Annotated in this window: 20 protein-coding genes and 1 pseudogene; 11 read left to right on the plus strand and 10 right to left on the minus strand. The window is 61.1% G+C overall.

The window, feature by feature from the left end:
- Positions 1-38: 38 nt before the first annotated feature.
- The 3 genes from V5N12_RS09560 to V5N12_RS09570 form a co-directional block, all read right to left on the minus strand.
- On the minus strand, positions 39-1,724 hold the full coding sequence (locus tag V5N12_RS09560; protein ID WP_332898936.1) for a histidine kinase N-terminal 7TM domain-containing protein: 1,686 nt from the start codon (positions 1,722-1,724) through the stop codon (positions 39-41).
- Between the two features lie 72 nt (positions 1,725-1,796).
- Entirely contained in the window at positions 1,797-2,738 is a 942-nt protein-coding gene (locus tag V5N12_RS09565; protein ID WP_332898937.1) for a UbiA family prenyltransferase, read from the minus strand.
- Positions 2,739-2,819: 81 nt separating this feature from the next.
- The gene (locus tag V5N12_RS09570) at positions 2,820-4,217 is read right to left on the minus strand and encodes a cryptochrome/photolyase family protein (protein WP_332898938.1); all 1,398 of its coding nucleotides are present in this window, start codon (positions 4,215-4,217) and stop codon (positions 2,820-2,822) included.
- 76 nt (positions 4,218-4,293) lie between these two features.
- Here V5N12_RS09570 and V5N12_RS09575 point away from each other — a divergent pair, with 76 nt between their 5' ends.
- From V5N12_RS09575 to V5N12_RS09590, 4 genes are all read left to right on the plus strand, one after another.
- Positions 4,294-5,070, plus strand: coding sequence for an SDR family NAD(P)-dependent oxidoreductase (locus V5N12_RS09575; RefSeq protein WP_332898939.1), 777 nt, complete (start codon positions 4,294-4,296; stop codon positions 5,068-5,070).
- Between the two features lie 51 nt (positions 5,071-5,121).
- A complete protein-coding gene (locus V5N12_RS09580) occupies positions 5,122-5,913 on the plus strand; it encodes an enoyl-CoA hydratase/isomerase family protein (protein ID WP_332898940.1) in 792 nt (263 codons plus the stop codon).
- 62 nt (positions 5,914-5,975) lie between these two features.
- Positions 5,976-6,872 carry a ribonucleoside-diphosphate reductase gene (locus tag V5N12_RS09585; protein ID WP_332898941.1) on the plus strand — a complete coding sequence of 299 codons (897 nt, stop codon included), beginning with the start codon at positions 5,976-5,978 and terminating at the stop codon, positions 6,870-6,872.
- Positions 6,873-6,927: 55 nt separating this feature from the next.
- On the plus strand, positions 6,928-8,067 hold the full coding sequence (locus tag V5N12_RS09590) for an acyl-CoA dehydrogenase family protein (RefSeq protein WP_332898942.1): 1,140 nt from the start codon (positions 6,928-6,930) through the stop codon (positions 8,065-8,067).
- Positions 8,068-8,081: 14 nt separating this feature from the next.
- Here V5N12_RS09590 and V5N12_RS09595 read toward each other — a convergent pair.
- Together V5N12_RS09595 and V5N12_RS09600 are read right to left on the minus strand one after the other, a co-directional pair.
- Positions 8,082-9,254, minus strand: a pseudogene (locus tag V5N12_RS09595) (3-hydroxyacyl-CoA dehydrogenase); the annotation flags it as partial.
- A 74-nt stretch (positions 9,255-9,328) separates the two neighbouring features.
- Positions 9,329-10,399: a phosphotransferase family protein gene (locus tag V5N12_RS09600; protein WP_332898944.1), complete on the minus strand. Its 1,071-nt coding sequence runs from the start codon at positions 10,397-10,399 to the stop codon at positions 9,329-9,331.
- Positions 10,400-10,534: 135 nt separating this feature from the next.
- Between V5N12_RS09600 and V5N12_RS09605 the strand changes: the two genes are divergently transcribed.
- Together V5N12_RS09605 and V5N12_RS09610 are read left to right on the plus strand one after the other, a co-directional pair.
- On the plus strand, positions 10,535-11,287 hold the full coding sequence (locus V5N12_RS09605) for a Sir2 family NAD-dependent protein deacetylase (RefSeq protein ID WP_332898945.1): 753 nt from the start codon (positions 10,535-10,537) through the stop codon (positions 11,285-11,287).
- 34 nt (positions 11,288-11,321) lie between these two features.
- Positions 11,322-11,720 (plus strand): cupin domain-containing protein, encoded by a 399-nt coding sequence (locus V5N12_RS09610; RefSeq protein WP_442904970.1) that lies wholly within the window; start codon positions 11,322-11,324, stop codon positions 11,718-11,720.
- On the opposite strand, the gene V5N12_RS09615 is transcribed toward V5N12_RS09610, so the two are convergent.
- Complete coding sequence (locus V5N12_RS09615; RefSeq protein WP_332898947.1) at positions 11,717-11,956, minus strand: glutaredoxin family protein; 240 nt, start codon at positions 11,954-11,956, stop codon at positions 11,717-11,719. The genes V5N12_RS09610 and V5N12_RS09615 overlap by 4 nt on opposite strands.
- 78 nt (positions 11,957-12,034) lie before the next feature.
- Here V5N12_RS09615 and V5N12_RS09620 point away from each other — a divergent pair, with 78 nt between their 5' ends.
- Positions 12,035-12,511, plus strand: a complete 477-nt coding sequence (locus tag V5N12_RS09620) for a redoxin domain-containing protein (protein ID WP_332898948.1) — start codon at positions 12,035-12,037, stop codon at positions 12,509-12,511.
- A 45-nt stretch (positions 12,512-12,556) separates the two neighbouring features.
- Positions 12,557-12,988 (plus strand): GNAT family N-acetyltransferase, encoded by a 432-nt coding sequence (locus tag V5N12_RS09625; protein ID WP_332898949.1) that lies wholly within the window; start codon positions 12,557-12,559, stop codon positions 12,986-12,988.
- Here the strand turns inward: V5N12_RS09625 and V5N12_RS09630 are convergent.
- On the minus strand, positions 12,985-14,202 hold the full coding sequence (locus tag V5N12_RS09630; protein ID WP_332898950.1) for an acyl-CoA dehydrogenase family protein: 1,218 nt from the start codon (positions 14,200-14,202) through the stop codon (positions 12,985-12,987). The genes V5N12_RS09625 and V5N12_RS09630 overlap by 4 nt on opposite strands.
- A gap of 79 nt (positions 14,203-14,281) precedes the next feature.
- Between V5N12_RS09630 and V5N12_RS09635 the strand changes: the two genes are divergently transcribed.
- From V5N12_RS09635 to V5N12_RS09645, 3 genes are all read left to right on the plus strand, one after another.
- The gene (locus V5N12_RS09635) at positions 14,282-15,442 is read left to right on the plus strand and encodes a CaiB/BaiF CoA transferase family protein (protein ID WP_332898951.1); all 1,161 of its coding nucleotides are present in this window, start codon (positions 14,282-14,284) and stop codon (positions 15,440-15,442) included.
- 42 nt (positions 15,443-15,484) lie between these two features.
- Positions 15,485-16,468 (plus strand): LLM class flavin-dependent oxidoreductase, encoded by a 984-nt coding sequence (locus tag V5N12_RS09640; protein ID WP_332898952.1) that lies wholly within the window; start codon positions 15,485-15,487, stop codon positions 16,466-16,468.
- Positions 16,469-16,554: 86 nt separating this feature from the next.
- Positions 16,555-17,244, plus strand: coding sequence for a hypothetical protein (locus V5N12_RS09645; protein ID WP_332898953.1), 690 nt, complete (start codon positions 16,555-16,557; stop codon positions 17,242-17,244).
- 67 nt (positions 17,245-17,311) lie between these two features.
- Here V5N12_RS09645 and V5N12_RS09650 read toward each other — a convergent pair whose 3' ends face one another.
- From V5N12_RS09650 to V5N12_RS09660, 3 genes are read right to left on the minus strand one after another with little or no spacing between them, the layout of a single operon-like run.
- Complete coding sequence (locus V5N12_RS09650) at positions 17,312-18,088, minus strand: SDR family NAD(P)-dependent oxidoreductase (RefSeq protein WP_332898954.1); 777 nt, start codon at positions 18,086-18,088, stop codon at positions 17,312-17,314.
- Between the two features lie 43 nt (positions 18,089-18,131).
- Complete coding sequence (locus V5N12_RS09655; RefSeq protein ID WP_332898955.1) at positions 18,132-18,815, minus strand: HAD family hydrolase; 684 nt, start codon at positions 18,813-18,815, stop codon at positions 18,132-18,134.
- 50 nt (positions 18,816-18,865) lie between these two features.
- On the minus strand, positions 18,866-19,825 hold the full coding sequence (locus V5N12_RS09660; protein WP_332898956.1) for an MBL fold metallo-hydrolase: 960 nt from the start codon (positions 19,823-19,825) through the stop codon (positions 18,866-18,868).
- Positions 19,826-19,905 lie beyond the last annotated feature (80 nt).

The following is a 19,905-nucleotide window of genomic DNA, read 5'->3' on the forward strand; positions in this document are numbered from 1 at the left end:
TTCCCTCGGCGGGATGGTGCAAAGCAATTTCGGGGCGGTCACTCGACTTCTGAGCGCGGAATCCGAATCGTCACGACCGTCCCGTGCGGGTCGTTCTCGCAAAACGAGAGGTCGCCATTGAGGGCTTTGACCGCCCAATTCACGAGCCAGAGGCCAAGCCCGCGACTGTGCATGAGCGACGTTTCTTGGCCCGCGTTTAACACGGCGATCTCGTTTTCGGGGATGCCAGGGCCGTTGTCGGCGACGGAAATCGTTAGCCAATCGGCGTCAACCGTAGCGGAGACGGTGACGGTTGGATTGTCGTTTGGGTTGTGCTCTGCGGCGTTTTCGAGCAGATTTTCGAGGGTCGGTTCGATGACCCAGCCACAGGTCACCTCTTCGGGCGGGAGTGTCTCTATGGTCACGTCGACCGCTGGAAATCGCCCTTCGAGCGCGCTGACCGTACTTTCGATGACGCTCGCCACCGAAATCTGTGGCAGGTCGTCGTTGTCTGTCTCGATTATCTCTTGGACGGCGCGCGCTTTGTTCCCCATATCGACGAGTTGCAGCGACTTTTTTTTGAGGCGTCCCGTGAGTTCTGCATCTGCGCCCGCCTCTTCGAGGCGGTCCGCAAACCCGTAGACGACGTTCATCTCGTTTCTGAGGTTGTGCCGAAGGACGCGGTTGAGAACGTCGAGGCGCTGTTGGTAGCGGAAGCGTTCGGTCACGTCGCGGAAGACAAGCACTTGTCCGATGGTACGCTCGTGGTGGTCGCGTAGATTCGACCGACTCACCTCGTAGTGGCGCGTGTCGTTTTTCGACCCGAGCGTGATGAGTTCCGACTCGTCGTCAACGACGTTGGACAGCTTTTCGTATTCTGGAAACACGGTTTGAACCTGCCTGCCGAGGAGCGAGAGCGCGGGTTCACCAACGATAGTCGCCCCACTCCAATTTATGTCCACAATAGTGCCCATCGAGTCGATGACGATGACGCCGTCTGCCATCTCGTCTAAGACGAATGTGCGGGCGAGTTGACCCGGGGCAGGACTCGCCTTGAACAGTTTGTACTGCGAAATCGCGCCGAAGCTAGCGACGCCGGAGACAGTGAACGCAACCGGTGTTGGGTCGATGGCGACCCACGGAAGTAACTCACCCACAAAGATGAGGTTCCCTACCCACGGGGCGATTGCGGCGAGCAGGATGGCAACCGCCTGTTTGCGGTGGATTACCGGCGAGTTTTCGAGTAAGTCGATGAACAACAAATCACCAACTAACGCTAGGATGTAGGTGTACCCAATCATGACCCAGAACCACGGGCCGAAACTCTGCGTGAGGACGACCATCTCGCCCACTTGTTCGATGCCGACCGAGTGGCGGATGAGGTGGTGCCAGTCGTTCGTCCAGACGAGTACGAGCGTGATGGCGGGAATGACCGCGAGCAGCGCGATATTTCGAGGTCGAACGTAGTCGTCGTTGCCGGTGTATTCAAGCGCGAAGACGACCCACGCGACCGACAGGGTCACCGACCCGAACCACTGGAGACGCGCGAAGAGCAGTTTGGCTGCGAGCGTCGCCGCATTGAGTTCGAGCATATAGAACAACGACCACCACGACGCCGCCGCCATCAAGATGGCGAGCGCCGTCGCTCCCGGCTCTGGGCGTTGTCGCCACGCCAAGATGGCGACGATGCCACCAATTATCGTGGCAGTGAGCATTATGATGAGTAAATCGAGTGGGAGTGGCACGGTGCTTGATTCACCCCTTCGTGCCGATACGTAATTAGATTATGTGCGCGAAATTAGCAAACTATTCGTGTTTTAGAAGAAGAAAACCACCACAGAGAGTGACAGCGACATGATGAAATATTCGAAATCACGCACCATCTCTAAGTGAGAGAGGGTTCCGTCTGTGCCAAGCGACGTGGTGATGCAAAGCGAGTAGACGATTGCGGGAATGAGCGCGAGGCTGTGGAGCGGAGAAAACACGCCGAGCATGCTCGCACCGGCGATGAGACACAGCGAAAGGGCGTCGAGTCCGTAGAGCACCAGCTGCGTGCGTTTGACGCCAACGAGCACCGGAAGCGTTGTGATGCCTTCACGGCGGTCGCCCTCTGCGTCTCGCACGTTCAACACCTCTCCGGCGATGAACGTACGGATGAAGAAAAAGCCGAACACGAGCAGGCTCGCGGTCGTCGCGGCTCGCCCGGCGAAGGCAAGCGGGAGAAAGGCAACGGGCACGGCCCACGAGGCGGCCACGAACGACGTATTCACCAAGAAAATATCTTTGAGGCGATCAGCCTCGAAGACGGGAAGCCACGATTCGCTGTACAGAACCCCACTCACACCGGGAAAGAGTGTGAGTAAGACTGCCTCAATCCCACCGAAAAACGAGATGAAAAGTGCGAGGAGGTACGCCCCGGCAGACAACGCGATGAACAGCCGTTTCTTTGGTTTGATGAACGCGACTCGGTCGGGATTGTTGACCGCATCTTCATTTAAATCTGTCAATTTGTTGTGTGTGTAAACGGTAAAGGAAACGAGAAACGCGATGAGTACGGCGGGGTTCAAGGAGAGTGAAAGGAGGGTTGCAACCACGTAAATTTTCGTCGCCCCGACGAGGCCGAGAAAGAGGGTCCCGTGAACCGCGACATTGTAGAGCTGTGTTTTGGTTTCGCCGTATGATTCTGGTGCCTTGATTGCGGTGCCAACGTTGTGCAATCCGGTGCCAACTTTGGTCGCCGCGTCGTTTCGAATCGACATTCCAGTTTACGAAACTCGACTGAATCATTTGTATCTTTGTATACATATTATGTTTGAAATAAAAAATATCACGTTCTCCGACTATTCTCCGCGCGCAGCTTCGAACATCGAGAGGGCTTGCTCGCGGCGCTCGCTGTGGTTGACAATGGGGTGTGGGTAGTCGGGCGCGACTTTTTTGCGGAGGCGGTCTGTCAGCCCGTGCCACCCGTGGATGGTGTCCGCGTCTACGTCGCGCAGTTCGGGGACGTAGCGTTTGATGTACGCCGCGCTCGGGTCGTAACGCTCGCCTTGAGTCATCGGGTTGAAGATGCGAAAGTACGGCTGGGCGTCGGTACCCGTCGACGCCGCCCATTGCCACCCACCCGTGTCGTTCGCGGTGTCGTGGTCAACGAGGTGTTTGCGGAACCAGTCGTAGCCCTCGCGCCAGTCAATGAGCAGGTCTTTGGTCAGAAACGAGGCGACAATCATCCGCACGCGATTGTGTATAAACCCCTCCGCCCGGAGTTGGCGCATTCCCGCGTCCACAATGGGGTAGCCCGTTTCCCCGGCTTTCCACGCGGCGAGTTCCGATTGGTCGTTTCGCCACGCAATCGGGTTCTCGTAGGTCTTGTAGTTCGCCCACGTCACGTTCGGATTGTACCAGAGGACGTGCGTGTAGAACTCGCGCCACGCGAGTTGCGATTGGAACTCGTGGACCGATTCTGCGGCTTCGTCGTTCTCTGCGCGCGCTTTCGCCAGCTCGGTCGCCGCGTACACCTCCCTGATACCGATGGTTCCCCACTTCAGGTGCTCTGACAGTCGAGACGTGCTCGATTCTGCGGCGTAGTCGCGTCTCTCGTCGTACCGAAAGATGGCGCCGTCACAGAACGCAGCCAGCCGTTCGCGCGCCGCGTCGGTTCCCGCAGAAGCGATGTCGGCGGTCGATTCCTCGAACCCAAGCGAAGAATGCGATGGCAACGCCTCGCCTTCAACCGCCGCGATACTGCCCGATTCAGGCGGCTCGAATGGTACGTCCTTCTCGCGGTCGTGCCACTTGCGCCCGAAGTAGGTGTAAACGGAGTAGGGGTCGCCGTCGTTCGTCAGAATGCTCCCCGGTTCGTGGCAGATGGCATCGTGCAGCGATTCGCGGGCCACGTCTGCGTCTGCGAGTGCCATGTGCACCGCCGCGTCGCGTTCGCGGGCAAGCCCCGAGTAATCGGTGTTCCACCACACCTTTTCGACGCCGTGTTCCGCGGCGAGTTCGGGAAGAATCTCGACTGGGTCGCCGTGGGCAACGTACAGGTCACCGCCCAATTCGCGGTACTCCTCACGCAGTTTCGAGAGTGCATCGAGCATGAAGGACACGCGATTCGCGGAGGCGTGCTGGAGGACGTTCGGGTCGAAGACGAACACGGGGAGCACGCGACCGGCCTCACCAGCGGCGGCGAGGGCGCGGTTGTCAGCGATTCTGAGGTCACGTCGATGCCAGCACACCTGCATGGCAGAGTCAACGGACGCCGCGGCCAAAGTATACCGCGTTCGGGGCAGTTAAGGGGAGCGACAGACAGAACCACCCATGGACGCCGTTATGGAGCAATTCGATTTGACCGGACGTGTCGCCGTCGTAACGGGCGGGAGTCGCGGAATTGGCCGCGCAATCGCCCTCGGCCTCGCAGACGCGGGCGCGGCCGTCGTACCCGCAGCGCGCACCGAAGACGACGTGGCAAACGTGGCCCAAGAAATCAGAGACCGGGGTGGCGAGGCGCTCGCGGCGACGGTCGACGTGACCGACGAAGCCGATATTCGCGCGCTGATGGAGACGGCCGCAGCCGAGTTCGGCGGCATCGACTGCGTCGTGAACAACGCGGGCGTGAACCCGGGGAGCGCCCTCGGTGAACCCGAGCACATCGAAGCGGACGGCCTCGATTTCGTCATTGACGTGAACCTCCGCGGCGCGTTTCTCTGTACGAAAGCCGCAGCCGAGTACCTCCACGAGAGCGACGGCGGTTCCGTCATCAACGTCGCGAGCGTTGGCGGCCTCGTGGGCCTCCCGCGCCAACACCCCTACGTCGCCTCCAAACACGGCCTCGTGGGAATCACGAAGAGTATGGCTTTAGACTGGGCACCGACGGTGCGGGTGAACGCCATCGCACCCGGCTACGTCGATACCGACCTCACAGAGGGCGTCACAGGCAACGACAAACTCGCCCAGTCCATCCGCGACCGAACACCGCTTGACCGATTTGCCGACCCAGAAGAACTGGCAGGGCCGGCCGTGTTCCTCGCCAGTCGCGCCGCGTCCTACGTGACCGGCGAGTGCCTCGCCGTCGATGGGGGTTGGACGGCGCGATAGACGGGAGTCGGCGGTAGAATCAAGTGCGCACCCCGTCTCGGTGCGGGTATTATGGCGGATGCAGTCTTGCTCGACATCGACGCGGGAATCGCGACCATCACGCTGAATCGCCCCAACGTGCGAAACGCCCTCACGCACGAAGTTTCTGCGGGGCTTCTCGACGCGCTCTCTGAAATCGAAGACAGCGACGCGCGCTGTGTCATCATCGAAGGCGCGGGCGGTGCGTTCTCCGCGGGCGGCGACATCAACGCGATGATGAAGGGGCTCGAAGGCGAGTATTCGCTTCCCGAACGCGAGCAACTCATCGTCCAGCGCACCTCGCGCGCCGTCGTGCGCGTGGCCGAGTTCCACTTGCCAACAATCGCCAAAATCGATGGCGTGGCGTTCGGCGCGGGCGCGAACCTCGCCATCGCCTGCGATATCTTACTCGCCACCGAGGACTCGAAGATTAGCTTCGGCTTCCGGCAGGTCGGCCTCACCGTGGACTCTGGAACCTCGTATTTCTTGCCGCGCATTGTCGGGGAAAACACGGCGAAAGAACTCGTGTTCACCGGCGAACTCGTCGACGCAACCCGCGCGGAGTCACTTGGCCTGTTCAACCAGGTCTACAGCGAAGACGAATTCGAGGCGGCAGTCGAGCAGTTCGTTGAGAAAATCGCCACTGGGCCGACGGTCGCCCTGCGCGCCTCCAAACGGCTCATCCGCCAAGGCATGGAACAGTCGCTCGACCAAGCCGTCACGAACGAAGCGTCGGCACAGGTGATGTGTTTCGCCACCGACGACCACGTCGAAGGCGCGACCGCGTTCATGGAAAAGCGCGCCCCCGAGTTCACCGGCGAATGAACTCGATTGGCGTTCGGTAGCGTTGCACAACCTTTTCTCTGCATCCCAACAGACAGTGCAGTATGCATCTTGATTCGACCCAACCCGCCCTTCTCGACCGTGAATCGCGGTCGTTTCGCTACTATCGCAACGCAGTGTCGCGTCATTGGGACCCGTCGGACATCGACCTGACTGCCGACCGCGAAGCGCTCTGTGAGATGGAGCCACCGGTGTTCGACAGTCTTCGTGGCGCGCTCGCCAAGTTCGGCGCGGGCGAGCAGGCAGTCACGACCGACCTCGCCCCACTCGCGGTCGTCCTCGAACGACCGGAAGACCAGGCGTTCATCACGACCCAGCTCTACGAAGAAGCAAAGCACACCGACTTTTTCGACCGCTACTGGCGCGAAGTGGTGAACGAAGCAGAGGCAGAACGCGGTGAACCGCAAACCTCGCCACAGGCAGACCGCTGGTACGTCCCCGAATACATCGAACTGTTCGACCGCACCGAAGCGGCGATGACCCGCCTCCTGTCAGAAGATACGCCCGAGACCCGGGCGAAGGCCTACTGTCACTACCACCTCGTCGTGGAGGGTATCCTCGCACAGACCGCCTACTACGGTCTCCAGCAAGCCTACGGGCCGGACACCTACGCTGCCCTGCCGACTCTCCCAGGACTCACCACTGGCCTTGCCAAAATCCGCGGCGACGAAGGCCGCCACGTCGGATTCGGGATGGCGAAGCTGAAAGCCCTCGTCACAGAGGGGGTCGCCCCATCGTTCCTCCACGAGACGGTCGGCGACCTCTTGCCGCTCGTAAACGCCATCACGACCGACGGGCTTCGGAGTCGAGAAGGCCTTCCCGGACCGGACAGCGCAGACCTCACCGCATATGCCGCGCGCAAACACACAGAGCGCATGACTCAAATCGTCGATGGCGACCACGAGATTCCGGACGTTGAGACGTTGACCGCACTCGACTAAACTGCAAGGCTGCCGTCGGACGAAGCTATTTGACTCGTGCTAGCATGAGTCTACTATGTCTTTCAGTCTCACCGCAGAGCAAGAGGCAATCCGACAGGCAGTGCGCGAGTTTGGCGATGCAGAAATCCGCCCCGTCGCCCGCGAATACGACGAGTCTCGCGAGTACCCCGCGGCCATCCGCAAGAAAGCCGCAGCGTACGATTTCGTCGCGCCAAACATCCCCGAAACGTACGGCGGTGCAGGCCTCGATTTACTCGCCGTCGCCGTCATCACCGAAGAACTCTGGCGAGCCGACGCCGGAATCGGGAGCGCCATCTCCAGTGCCGGATTCGGCACGTCCATGCTCATCAAGTACGGCGACGAGTGGATGAAAGAAGAGTGGCTCCCGAAAATCGCCGCCGGAGAGGCGGTCTCTGCGAGCGCCATCTCGGAGCCAGCCCACGGCTCGAACGTCGCCGGGATGGAGACGCAGGCCGAAAAAGAGGGCGACGAGTGGGTTATCAATGGTACCAAGATGTGGATTACGAACGGGAACGTCGCGGACGTGGCAATCGTGATGGCGAAAACCGACCCCGACGCGGGCCATCGCGGCATCACCGCCTTCCTCGTCCCCACCGATTCGCCGGGTTTCACGGCGCACAAAATCGACAACAAACTCGGGATCCACGCCTCAGACCTCGCCGAACTCACCTTCGATGACCTGCGGATTCCGGAAGCGAACGTCGTCGGTGAGGTGAACAAGGGCTTCTACCAGCTCATGAACTTCTTCGCCCACGGGCGCGTCAGCGTCGCTTCGCAGGCGCTTGGCGTCGCACAAGCCGCGGTCGATGAAGCCATCTCCTACGCCGGAGAGCGCGAACAGTTCGGCAAGCCAATCGCGGAGTTCCAAGCGATTCGCCACAAAATTGCGGACATGGCGACGAACGTCGAAGCCGCGCGGTCACTCAACTATCGCGCGGCGACTGCGGTCGAATCGGGCGACGACGACCTCGCCGCGAAGTTCGCGTCGATGGCGAAACTGTTCGCAAGCGAGCAGGCGGTTCGCGTCGCAGACGAGGGTTTGCAGGTCCACGGCGGGGCTGGCTTTGTCACCGACCATCCTGCAGAGCGCTTCTACCGCGACGCGCGGATTACGAAAATCTACGAAGGGACCTCGGAGATTCAGAAAAATATCATCGCAGACCGACTGCTCTGAGTCGGTCGAGTTTACTCGTAGGTGTAGAAGCCTTCGCCGGCGGCTTTGCCGGTTTTTCCGTCTTCGACGAGCGAGACGAGATACGGGCTTGGCTCAAAGCGATCTGCGTCCGTGCGCTCGTAGTGGTCGCGAAGCGAATCGAGCACCACGTCGAGGCCGATTTCGTCGGCTCTGGCACACGGTCCTTCGGGGAAGCCCGCACCGAGTTTCATCCCCGTATCAATCTCGTTTGGGATGGAGACAGCTTGGTCTATGAGTTTCGCCGCTTCGTTTACCATCCGCGCTTCGATGCGCAGGGTGTCCACGTCGCCAGATACGTCGGCTTCGGTGTAGTCTGCGCCGCCGTTCTCGTAGTCGTACCAGCCCTTCCCTGACTTTCTGCCGTACTCCTCTGCGTCCACGCGTTCTTGCATGGCCGGAGCGATTGGCTTCCCCGCTTCCTCTCGCACGCTATGGGAAATGTCGATGCCGGTCATATCAGAGAGTTCGAACGGTCCCATCGGGTAGCCCCGCTCGTACACCATCGTCGCGTCGATGTCGCGGACGGTTCCGGCCTCCTCTGAGACCATCCACGCAGGTTCGTCAAGAAACGGACCGAGCACGGAGTTCACGACGAAGCCGTTCACGTCTTTGCGGACGTAGATGGGCGTCTTGTCGATAGATTCGACAAAGTCGGCGGCCGTGGTCGCGGTGTCCTCGCTCGTCTCCTCGCCGTAGATAACCTCCACGAGCGGCATTTTCACCGGTGGGTTGAAAAAGTGTAAACCGACCACTCGTGAGGGATTGTCGACCACCTTCGCAATCTGCGTAATCGACAGCGACGAGGTGTTCGTCGCCAGAATCGCGTCGGCTGGCGCGTACTCGGTGAGGTCTGTAAAGATATCTTCCTTTATCGACAGCCGCTCCGGTGCGGCTTCGATGACGAGGTCTGCCTCTGCGACGGCTTTCTCGATATCGACGGCGAGGTCGATGCGGTCGAGAATGTCTGCGGCTGATTCGTCGAGTTTCCCCTTCGATTCGAGCTTTTCGAGGCTCCACTGAATCTGGCCGTGGCCTTTCTCTACGTACTCGCGCTCGATGTCGCGGAGCGTCACGTCGTAACCCGCGATGGCCGTCACCTCCGCGATGCCGTGGCCCATGTTTCCTGCGCCAAGCACTGTCACTCGCTGTATCCCATCTACGGTCATGGCTAATCCGCTGTCAGCAAGCGAGTTAACTCCACCGCCGATGGTGGCCGGTTTTCACCGGAAAAGCGGTGTGTTCAGAGCGACTCTTTTCCGTCGATGATGCGCTGGGCGCGGTCGGTTAACTGTTGCACCTGCGTCTCCATCTGTGGGTAGAGGTCGTCGTCGCTGTTGCCTTCGAGATAGCGCCGGTAGAACATCTCACCAAGTCCAATGAGTTTGAACACCGCGAGCGTTCGGTAGAAGCGCTCGTGGACGAACTCACGGCCCGTCTGTTCTTCGTAGCGGTCAACGAGGTCTTGGCGGCTTGGATAGCCCTCGCGCTCCATGAACCGCGCCATCAGGTCGGGGACGGCAGGCGGTTCGTCGTCTGCGTCGCGCCAGTAGGCGAGCATCCAGCCGAGGTCACAGAGCGGGTCACCGAGCGTCGAGAGTTCCCAGTCGAACACGCCGACGATTTCGGGGGGCGTTCCCGGCCCGAACATGACGTTGTCGAGTTTGTAGTCGCCGTGGACGAGCGTGTGTTCGTGGCTCTCGGGCGTGTTCTCGACCAGCCAGTCGTACACTGCTTCGACGCCTTCGACAGTGCGCTCTTCTTCCGTGACTTCGCTCGCCCAGTCGAACTGCTTTTTCCAGCGGCTGACCTGCCGCTCGGTGTAGCCCTCCGGATAGCCGAACTCACCGAGACCGACGGCCTCGTAGTCCGTCTCGTGAATCTCTGCGAGCGCATCGACGAGCTGGATACCGATTTGCTCGCGCATCTCGGGCGTGGCAAATCGCTCGGGTTCGTCTCGGCGCAGTACGTCACCCGCCTCTTTTTCCATCACGTAGAAGTCACAGCCGAGAATCGAGTGGTCGTCCGTGCCGAGGATGGTGCGTGGTACGCGAACCGGCGTGTCCTGCAGGGCGTTCATCACCTTGTACTCCCTGAGTACGTCGTGTGCTGACTCTGCAGTTTCACCCGGTGGCGGGCGTCGGATGACGAGCTCTAAGTCCCCCCACGTCACGAACAGCGTCTCGTTCGAGTGGCCCTCTTTGTGATGGCGAACGTCGTACGCTTCTGCCGCGCCCAACTCGGCTTCGAGGAAGGCTGCGAGTTTCTCCTCGTCTACGATACGCGAGAAGTACTCCTCTGAATGGTCGCTCACAGTGCCCACCTGAGAACGCTATTCTCTAACATGGTCGCGGCTACAACCTCCGGCTACGAAAACCTGCGGGTATCGGCGGCTGTTGACGTACACAAATCGGGATACGCCTTTTGTCTCGCACGACAAAGTGACCCCATGGACGAGGCACTCTCACAGGCGGCCACCGCACTCAGCGAGGCAGACTCAGTTGTCGCGCTCACGGGCGCAGGCGTCAGCACCGCCTCCGGCATCCCCGACTTTCGCAGCGAAGGCGGCCTCTGGGAGAAACACGACCCACAGAGTTTCCACTTCAGGCGATTTCGCGCAGACCCCGAAGGCTTCTGGCGCGACCGGCTTTCGATGTTCGAAGACATCTACGCCGGGGGCGATATCGCGCCCAACGACGCCCACCACGCGCTCGCAGAACTCGAAGCGGCGGGCCACCTCGACACACTCATCACGCAAAATATCGATGGCCTGCACCGCGAGGCGGGCACAGCGAATCTCATCGAACTCCACGGCACGGGCGCAGAGGTCGTCTGCATGGACTGTGGCGAACGCGCCGACGCAGCCCCGGCGTGGGACGCGGTCAAAGCCGGGAACGTCCCGCCGCGCTGTGCGTCGTGTGACGGTATCGTAAAACCTGCCGTCGTGTTGTTCGGAGAATCGATGCCCGAGGTGGCGATGTCGCGGGCGCACTCGCTCGCCAAATCCTGTGACGTGTTTCTCATCGCCGGGTCGTCACTCACGGTCGAACCGGCCGCCTCGCTCCCGCACGTCGCGGCGAGACACGGTGCGACCACTATCTACGTGAATCTGGATGACACCGGCTTCGACGCAGACTACACGTTCGACGCGGACGTGACCGACGTGCTTCCGCGACTCGCCGCTGCTGTCCGCAAGCCCTAGTGTTTTGGGAGCGTGTACCGTGGGCTATGACGCGATGGACTACGGCGTTGCCCACACCAAAGACGTGCCTGTGACCGACCTCTCTGAAATCGACGAACTCCCCCCGGACCTCAACATTCGCTCGCTCGACGACGTGCTGGGGTTAGAGAAGATGAACGCCAAACTCTGGTATCTCGAACCCGGCGAGCAAATCGGCTACCACGCCCACTCGGAACAAGAGGAGTTCTACTACGTCATCGAAGGCACCTTCTCGCTCAAACTCGGGCGGTCTGGCGAGGAAGAAATCCGCGAAGTCGGGCCGGGAACGTTTTTCTCGGCTGGCCCGGAAATCGGTCACGGCTACCGGAACGTCGGTGACGAGCGCGGCGTCGTGTTGGCGATTGGAACGCCGCCGGTACACGACCCCGGCTTAGACCCACACGCGCTCGATTAGGCGTAGGAGGCGGCGAGATACTCGTTTATTTTCGCGGACTCGGCCATCGTCACGCCGTACTCGTCATCGACGAGGACGGGGACGCCCCGCTGGCCGGAGACCCGTTTCACCTCGTCGCGCTTCGAGTGCAGACCTTCGACCCAGATGCTCTCGAACTCTACGTCGAGTTCGTCGAGTTTGTCCACCACGAGTTCACACCACGGACAGCCTTCGAGTCGGTAGAGAGTGAGGCTCATAGCACGCAGAAGCACCCACACGAATAAAAGCGTGGTGTGGCCCGGAGGATTTTGGTACTCCCGCACCTCGTGACGGCTATGCCACCAGCCACAGGCGAGCGCGCCCCCACGTTCACGGCGTTGTACTGTGACGGCGAAACCTTCCGCGAAGCCAGCCTCGATGCCGTCCTCGGTGAACGCGGCGGCGTGCTCGTGTTCTCTGGATTTTCGGGCAGCGCCATCACGCACAACTGGTGGACGCGCTACGCCACTGCTGGTTGGGACGAGTTCGAGGGACTGACCGTCACCGGCGTCACGCGCGACGGCCCGTATGCGCAAAACGCCTTCCTGCGCGACCTCGACAGCCCGTTTTCGCTGTTCGCGGACGTAGACGCCCGCGCTATCGACGCGTTCGACGTGCGGTGTGAACGCGACGGAATGGCCGGGGTTTCGACGGCACGGCGAGCCGTGTTTGTGCTCGATGCAGACCGCATCGTCCAGTATCGGTGGCTCGCGGATGACTGGATTTCACCGGTTCCCCGAGAAGAAATCGAAACCGCGGTTTTCGAGTGTTGACTCAGTCCTGCGGTTTATCTTCGTAGACCACGAATATTCTGTCATATGCGTTCGTCTATCCACGTCGTCGAGTCCGACGCGGAGTATGAAGATGCTCTCTCCGTTCGATTCCGGGTTTTCGTAGAGGAGCAAGGTGTACCAGAAGAGTTGGAGGTTGACGAGTACGAAGACGACTGCGTCCACTTCGTCGCCTACATCGACGACGACCCCGTCGGGGCTGCGCGGCTTCGCCCGCTCGACGATGAACGGGCGAAAATAGAGCGCGTGGCCGTGCTCGAACCGTATCGCGGTAACGGACTCGGCTTCGAGCTCATGGCGTGTGTCGAGTCGGAGGCACACGCACGCGGCTACGACCACCTCATCCTCAACTCGCAAGTACACGCGAAGTCGTTCTACGAGCGGCTTGGCTACCTTCAACAGGGAGACGAGTTCGAGGAGGCGGGCATCCCGCACGTCACGATGGACAAGCTGTTTTAGACGCCGAGTTGCTTCGCAATCGTGTTTAGCTGAATTTCGTCAGTGCCTTCCACGATGCGAAGGATGCGCGCGAGATGGAGGTGGTCCATGAACGGATTTTCCTCCGCGACGCCGTTGCCGCCGTGTATCTGCACCGTGTCGTCTGCGAGCTGCCAGTAGGCGTCGGTGGCGAGCCACTTGAACGCAGACGACGCCTGTATCGCATCCTCCCCACTGTCCATCAGCCACGCACACCGGAGACCTGCCGCGTCTGCAGCATTGACCCGCGCCTTTCCGCGAGCGATTTTCCCAGAGATTTGCTGAAACTTCCCGATGGGCTGGCCGAACGCTTCGCGCTGGTTCGCGTAGGACACGCACTCGTCTACGAGGTTTTCTGCATAACCCACGGCCTCTGCACCCAATTCGAGACGACCGAGTGAGAGAAAATCCATCGCAGAATAGAACGCTGCATCCACCTCGCCAAGCACGCGCGAGTCGGGGACGCGAACCCCGTCGAAGACGAGTTCTGCCTGCATCCCCTCCATGCCGACGGCGTTGTTCATCGCGCCGAGTTCGTACTCGTCAGCTTCCACGATGAAACACGTAATCCCACCGTAGCGGCCCGCTTTTTCTTGGGGCGTCGTCCGGGCAAACACCTGCACGAAGTCTGCGTACGGCGCGTTCGTAATCCACTGCTTTCTCCCGTTTATTACCCACTCGTTACCCTCCTTTCGCGCCGTCGTCTGCATGTTCGGGGAATCAGAGCCTGCACCGGGTTCGGTCTGGGCGAATGCCGTCGATTGCTCGCCCCGGACGACCGGTTTCAGGTAGGTCTCGGTCTGCTCCGTATTCGCCTGCAACAAGAGCGGTTTTGGCCCCTCCGGCCCGGCGAGGATGTGGCGTGTGAGTCCGGTTCCTTTGGCCGCGACGTGCGTTTTCGCGCGATACCACGTCACTGTCGAGACACCCTCTCCGCCGACGCGCTCGGGCATGTTCATGGCGTAAAAGCCCGCGTCTGCACTTTTCTTACGGATTTTCTCAATAGCGTCGAGCACGTCGGAAACGAGCCGGCCATCCGTTTCGTGTCGCAGTCGCGGATTCGCCAACACCTCGCCCAACTCGGCTTCGAGCGGTCTGACTTCGCGTTCGACAAACTGGTCGAGACTCTGGCGGATGAGCCGTGTCTCTTCGCCCACCCCAAATGAAACCCCGCCGTGGTTGTTTTCTGCAGGCATGACGCTACCAACACCGGTCAAGAGGTTAACGTTCGGGGTCAGCATCGAACATTAAGTAGCCGCCGTGTGAGATGCGACCATGAATCTCTCTGGTATCCGCGTCCTCGATTTGACTCGGTTGCTTCCCGGTCCCTACGCCACGCAGCTCCTCGCTGATCTCGGTGCGGATGTCATCAAAGTCGAAGACACCGGCGCGGGAGACTACGCGCGAGCCATGCCACCGCTCACCGACGAAGGCATCGGCGCGGTGTTCGACGGCGTGAATCGCGGCAAGCGAAGCGTCGCCATCAACCTGAAAGCGGACGCCGGGCGGGAGGCGTTTTACAAACTCGTTGAACACGCGGATGTGGTGTTCGAGAGCTTTCGCCCGGGCGTCACAGACCGGTTGGGTATCGACTACGACACGCTCACCGAGTACAATCCGAAACTCGTCTACTGCTCGCTCTCTGGGTTCGGACAGACCGGCCCGCTCGCCGACGCGGTTGGCCACGACCTGAACTACATCGGCCTGGCGGGCCTGCTCGACATGACCCGCGAAGACGAGACTGCAAAGCCCCAAATCCCGGGCTATCCGACCGCAGACATGGCCGGCGGCCTCTTCTGTGCGTTCTCCATCGTGAGTGGCCTGCTCTCACGAGAACTCGGCAGCGGCGGGAGCTACGTCGACGTATCGATGGCCGACGTCGTCCTCTCGTTTTCCCACGCGCTCGCCGCGCCCGCCTTCGACGGCGAGACGCCGCGCCCGGGTGAAACGTCGCTCACCGGTGGGTATCCGTGGTACGACGTGTACGCCGCGAAAGACGGCTACGTGACGCTCGCCGCGCTCGAACCGAAGTTCTGGGAAGCCTTCTGTGAAGCCGTCGGCAGACCTGACCTCGTTGCTGTTCACGGCACCACCGACCCGGCAGAGCGCGACGCCCTGCGCGAGGAACTCTCGAACCTGTTTGCCGGGAAAACGCGCGACGAGTGGGTGGAGCAACTCGCGGACGTGGACGCTGCCTTCGGCGGGGTGTACACACTTTCAGAAGCTCTTGACCACCCGCAACTCGCGTCTCGCGGCATCATCCGACGACCCGAGGATGGTCGCCCGCGCATCGGCTTCCCGGCCGTAACCGACCGCACCCGAGACACGGACGAATCGCTCCCAGAACAGGGCGAACACACCGAAGCTGTGTTGCGAGACGTGGGTTTCTCGCCGTTCAACATCGACACCCTGCGCCGCGACGGCGTCATCGACTGACCGCCCACCAAGAGTTATTTGCCCGGCGCGTGGAGTGCAACCATGCGACTTGGCCTGTTACTCCCGCACATCGGCACCGTCAATCCGACAGAACTCGCGGTTCGCGCAGAGGACTTGGGCTATGGCTCCGTCTGGCTCGGAGAACTCTGGGGGTCTGACTCGACGATTCAGCTCACCGCTATCGCCGGGGAAACGGAAAATATCGAGATTGGGACGGCGATTCTCAACGTCTTCTCGCGCTCGCCCGCCGTCCTCGCTATGACCGCTGCAACGTTAGAGCGCGTCTCCGATGGCCGGTTCACCCTCGGCCTCGGGACGAGCACGCCAAAGGCAATCGAAGACCTCCACGGAATGCCTTTCGACCGTCCCGTGCGCCGTTCGCACGAAACCATCGAACTCGTCAAACAGTTCCTCGGTGGCGGCGACGAGCGCGTGGATTACGATGGTGAGTTGTTCGAAACGAAGGACTTCCCGCCGCTCGATGCCGACGTGGAAGTGTACCATGCTGCGCTCGGCCCCGCAAATCGCCGCGTCGTCGCCCGCCTCGCAGACGGCTGGATTCCCCACAACATCCCGTTCCCGCACTTAGAAGAGGCGTTCGAGTACGTCGCAGAACACGCCACAAAGGCCGGCCGCGACCCCGACGACATCACCGTCGCGCCCTACATCCCGTCTGCAGTCAGCGACGATGCGGCGGAAGCCCACGACGCGATTCGCGGCCACATCGCCTACTACGTCGGCAGCGGGAAGGGCTACCAGCGCGCGGTCGCCCAGATGTTCCCCGAGGAAGCCGACGCCGTCGCAGACGCGTGGCGCGGCGGCGACCGCAAAGGCGCGGCGGCTGCAGTCACAGACGAGATGGTGGCAGCCCTCGGCGTCTCCGGGACGCCAGAACAGGCCCGCGACCGCCTCCGCGACGTAATCGAAAATCCCGCCATCGACCGGCCGCTCATCACCATTCCGAATCAGACGGCTGAAAAGTTAGCCGAACAGACGATTGAGGCGCTATCGCCGTCGCATCTCTGAATTCTAGATAGTCATCTTTTCTGATTAATCACCCCTTAGACCCTGATTTACGGAGTGCATAGGAAAGGGGATAGCCCGATTTTGCCATGATGATGACGAAGAAAACCCGCCGCCGGTTCCTCCAAGTGACAGGCAGTGCAATCGCAGTCGGCCTCGCTGGCTGTTCTAGCAACAGCGGCGATGGCGAGACCACGGAGAACGGCACGACCACGGAAGGTGACACGACCACCACGGAAGGCGACATGACCACCACCGAGAACGCCACCACCACCGAGGCCGCGATGGACGGCCCCGGCGCAGAAGACGGTGACCACTGGCACGGTGCGATGTACCTCGAAGTCGATGGCGAGCGTATGAACCTCTCGACCGAGACGTTCGTCGACGACGACAACTTACAGCCGTTCCACTTCCACACGGAGAAAAACAACAACAACAAGTGGCACCTCTCAGAGGAAGCCGTCACGCTCGGAGAGGGGCTCAACCAGGTTCCGAACATCAGCTACCAGAAGATGGGCGAGAACACGACGCTCACCGTGGACGGCGAAACGTACAACTCAGGTGACTTCAACACGAACATTGCCATCCAGCAGCGCGACGTGACCGTCGACCCGACCCAGTACATGGTCAAAGACGGCGACATCTTCTGGGTCATGATTTCGACCGACGGCAGCGAGCCAACGCCCAACTTAGAAGGTGGCGTCGAGGAAGACAACTCCACCGACAACTCGACTGAGACCACGACGACGGAGACCACGACGACGGAGATGAACAGCTAACGCCCCACGACTAAATCCCTGTGCCCTCCAGGGTTTCACACTCCTTAACCCGACCGTGAGCCGTGGCTCAGAACGAAAACAGGTCGATACCGCCAGTGACACCGATGACCTGTCCCGTGATGTAACTCGCTTGCTCGCTCGACAGGTAGGCAATCAGATTCGACACGTCGCGTTCACGGCCGAGTTTCTGCATCGGCGTTGCCTTCCGAATACGCTCGAACATCGGGTTTGTCGCCGCTAACTCCTCAGATGAAAGGTCTGCGAGCGCGTCCATCACGATGTTTGGCGTGATGATGTTGCAGGTGACGCCGTTTCGCGCTCCTTCGAGCGCCATCGTTTTCCCAAACCCGATGAGCGCAGCCTTCGTCGCGGCGTAGGAAGCCTGTCCGAAGCCGCCGTACCACCCGGCCATCGAGGACATGTTGATAACCCGCCCCCACCCACGCTCGCACATCGCCGGGAACACCTCGCGCGAGATGTTGTACGCGCCGGTCAGGTTCACGTCAACGTCCAAATCCCACTTCTCGTCGTCGTAGTCTTTGAGCTGGCTCTGGGCGTCTACGAGCCCGGCGTTGTTCACGAGAATGTCGATGCCGCCGGTTTCCTTGCGGAGCGCAGAGACCGTGTCTTTCACATCGCCCCGGTCGGTCAGGTCGCAGGTGACGGCATGGGCGGTCCCACCTGATTCCCGAATCTCGTCTGCCACCGTCTCCGCGGCCTCGGCTTCCAAATCGAGGACGACGACGGTTGCGCCTTCTGCAGCGAGCACGCGACAGTCTTCGCTTCCGATTCGGCCTGCGCCCCCGGTGACGAGGGCGGTTTTCTCAGCAAGTCCGAAATCCATACCCGGCGGTTCACCGGACTGTGTGTTAATCGTTTGCCACGACTCAATCGCGAAGGCCGACAATACGGAGGATTTCACGCAGGTCGTCGATGACGTAATCGACCGCTGGGCCGTCCGACGCGCCGTAAGCAACGGTCGTAAGCCCCGCCTCACGGCCGCCGACCATGTCGTGGCTGTAGCGGTCGCCAATCATCATCCCTGCGCCTGGGGAGACACCAGCGCGCTCTAAGGCGGTCTGAAACATCGCTTGGTCGGGCTTTTTCTTCCCGACTTCTTCGGACGTGGTGACGTGGTCGAAGTGGGTGAGGACGCCGAGTGTGTCGAGAATTTTACGGCCTTCGTGGTCGTCTACGTCGCTGATGACGCCGAGATAGAGGCCAGCGTCGTCAAGCGCTTCGAGGGTCTCTTTCGCGCCGTCGTGGGGGCGAATCGTGCCGTAGGTCGCCTCTTCAAAGAGGGGTTTCCACTCGGATTCTGGAACCGTTCGGCCGAGGAGTTCATCGACGGCGTACTGATAGCCCGCGGCGGCAGGCCGGTAGTTCGTGCCGTCTGTCCCGCTAAAATAGTCGCCAAGCGCGCCTCGCCACGTCGCTTTCGCGGCCTCGTGGTCTGTGAGGTCGTGGGCTGCGACGAGGCGGCGAATGAACTCATCGTGGCCCGCTCTGACCGACGAGAGGTCAAGGAGGACACCGCCGATATCGAAGAACACCGCGTCAAATTCGCTCATTGGTCGCAGAGAAGAAATCCGGGTACAAATGCGTGTGGCTCTCGGCAGGGTCAGGGTGCGGGGCGAAATCGCCGAACGCCGTCCGCCATGGTTGACGTGGCAACACCCTGCCGTTCCAGCCACAACAACATGCCATAGGACTCGGGCAGGAACGAATCGTTCTCGCGGTCTGTTCTCGCTCGTTCGGCGGCAACTGCGGCTCCAGTTTCGATGCCGGAATCGAGCATCTCTGTGACCCACTCACCGAGATTGTCCAGACTGCGACGTGACTGGGCTATCGAGGCGGCAAATTCGTCGTGAACCGGCCCATGGCCCGGATACACGCGGTCTACGTCGAGTGTTGAAAGGCGGTCAAGCCCCTCGTAGAACGCCGGAATCGTCTCCGCAACGCCGTTGTCGAGGCCGACGTGGAGGCCGACCGAGCGGAACGGTTCGATGGCCATGTCACCGGAGAAGAGAACGCGCGTCTCGTCAAAAGCGGTCGCATAGCACAGATGGTCTGCCTGATGGCCGCCTGCGTGAACGGCGGTGTAGTCAAAGCCACCAATCGAAACCGTTTCACTCGGTTCAATCCAGTGAGAGACGGAGTCAGGCGGCAGGAGGCGACGGTTTCTCGTGAGCGAGCGAACCGACATCTCAACGGCGGATTCTTCGTCGTCTACGCCAGCCGCCCGTGCGTTCGTTTCGACGACGGCCGCGAGGTCGGCTTCGTCGCGGGCGAATCGCTGTTCGACGCTCGCAGGGACATAGAGGCGCGGCGACCCGGCGTCGAGGAGCGTCTGCACCTGCCCGATGTGATCTACGTGCGGGTGGGTGATGACGAGGTGGTCGATGTCCGCGGGGGTGAAGCCAACCGCGCCGAGGCCAGCGCGCAACTTCTCACGGGCGTCGTCGCCGGGCGTTCCAGCGTCGAAAAGCACCGTTTCCGGGCCGTCGACGAGATAGACTGCGACGTGGCCCGGCTCCCAGTCGACGGGAAATTCGATACGGTGGACGGCGGGGACACTCATTGTCCGAAGGCTTGCTCGTCGCGCCGAAAAGGGTTCGGCTTTCGGTGGCTTCTGCCGAACCCAAGTTTATTGCACCGGAG

Source organism: Haladaptatus sp. CMSO5 (assembly GCF_036689885.1).
GTDB lineage: Archaea > Halobacteriota > Halobacteria > Halobacteriales > Halococcaceae > QDMS2.